Genomic DNA, 1,618 nt, shown 5'->3' with positions numbered 1-1,618 from the left:
GTAGCCGTACTCGAAGGCGTCGGCGGCGGACTTCAGGACGCAGCTCTCGGTGGCGATTCCGCAGAAGACCAGGTCGGTCCAACCGGACTGGCGTATCAGCTCGGTAGCTTCGGGGGTGAAGAGCGTGTACCCGGTCTTGTCGATGACCGCATGCGCTCGGGCAGAGGCTTCGAACAGTTCCGGGACGATGTCGGTCTCCGGCGGCTTCTGGAGTCGGCGCCACTCGAAGAAGCGCTCGTAGGGGCTGTCCGCGTAGTTGAAGTAGCGGGTGAAGACCACCGGGCGGCCGGCGGCGGACCATTGGGCCACCAGGTCCGAGACCGCGGATACGGCATGGCGGCTGTGATGGTTCACGAAGCCGTTCTGCACGTCGATCACAATCAGCGCGGCGCTGCCGATGTCCATCCGCTCTCTCCTGCCCTGTGTTCTCACCCGACGCTCTCGCGCAGAGCGTCCTGCGTGGCGCGTAGCCGTTCGGCCAGGCCGCTGGTCCTCATGATGGCCTCGCGCATCAGAACGTGCTGCGCGGTCTCCTGTGCGCGGGCCGTGGTGAGCCGGGAGTACGCGGCGCGCAGGAAGCGCCAGCCGTACTGCTCGGGCATGGAGGGGTCCTGCCCGTCCTCGATCATCTGCTGGATCTGGTGGGTGAAGCACCACAGCGCCTGGACCGTCAGTTCGCAGGTGACCAGCTCGTCGACGGTGAGGCTCCGCTCGTGGGAGAGGGACGCGTACGCGACGCCGGACCAGCCCGCGTAGCCGGCGGAGACTCCGCGTACGCCGAAGGACACGATGTCCGGGTGATCGAAGCCGGTGGCCAGGAGGGATGCCTCGACCGTGCCGTCGAGCGGTGCGGGCCCGCCCGGAGCGCCGCGGTCGACCAGAACCGAGGGCGTGGACAGCAGGCGCAGGGCGGTGTCGTAGGAGCTGCTGGTCCAAGGGCTGGAGGTGAGCCAGTACAGGGAGAGGACGTACTCGGGGCCAGGCGTGCGGGAGTGGTCCTCGTCCAGAAGGTCACGGAGCTTCTCGCGGGCCCAGGGCAGATCGGTGGCGTAGGACCGGTAGCGCCACACGGCGAGTTCGGTGAGCGAGGCCGGTTCGTGCGGCTGGACGAGGTGGTAGACGGCAACGCCGCATGCGAAGACGTGGAGGACGCACTTCCGCGCTTCCGGGTGATCCACAGGAGCGGCCGAGGACTCCAGCCACTCCGTCCCCGCACCCGGCGTCATGTGGGCGCGGAGCCGGCGGGCGCGCTCGACACCGATGAAGACGGGCAGGAACTTGTGGGAGTCGACTCCGATCCGTCCGACGGCAGACGGGCCGCCGGCGTTCATGCCCAGGGCTGCGGCGAACCGGGCCTTCGCGTCATCTGACGCACGGCCGAGTGCCGTGTCGAGGACTGCCTGTGATTCGGCACGGGGCTGGTACCCCACGCCACCGCCTTCCCAGTTCGACACGGTCCGGTCGCTGACGCCCAGGTACGCGGCGAAATCGCGAAGGCTCATGCGCAGGGCGTCGCGCAACAGGCGGGCCTCCCGGCCGGACCATCGCTGCACCATGACCACCGTCGTCGTCCCCCTTTCCGCCGTCCGGTGGAGCGCCGAAACGCCCAGCGTAGCGA

The 1,618-nt window shown here is 68.9% G+C and carries 2 protein-coding genes; both read right to left on the bottom strand.

All coding sequences use genetic code 11. The annotated features are described in order from the left end of the window. Positions 1–405 (bottom strand): cysteine hydrolase family protein (locus AC51EU_RS30340; protein ID WP_496270299.1); only part of this gene is annotated, 405 nt, incomplete at its 3' end. A gap of 23 nt (positions 406–428) precedes the next feature. Further along, positions 429–1,502 (bottom strand): helix-turn-helix domain-containing protein, encoded by a 1,074-nt coding sequence (locus AC51EU_RS30335; RefSeq protein WP_496270300.1) that lies wholly within the window; start codon positions 1,500–1,502, stop codon positions 429–431. Between the last annotated feature and the right edge of the window lie 116 nt (positions 1,503–1,618).

The organism is Candidatus Streptomyces philanthi (assembly GCF_059553635.1).
The sequence above is the reverse complement of the archived record's forward strand: the minus strand, read 5'-3'. Positions and strand labels throughout refer to the sequence as shown.

Coding starts and splice junctions, on each gene's coding strand:
- AC51EU_RS30335 (WP_496270300.1), bottom strand. CDS start 1,502: ATGAGCCTTCGCGATTTCGCCGCGTACCTGGGCGTCAGCGACCGGACC.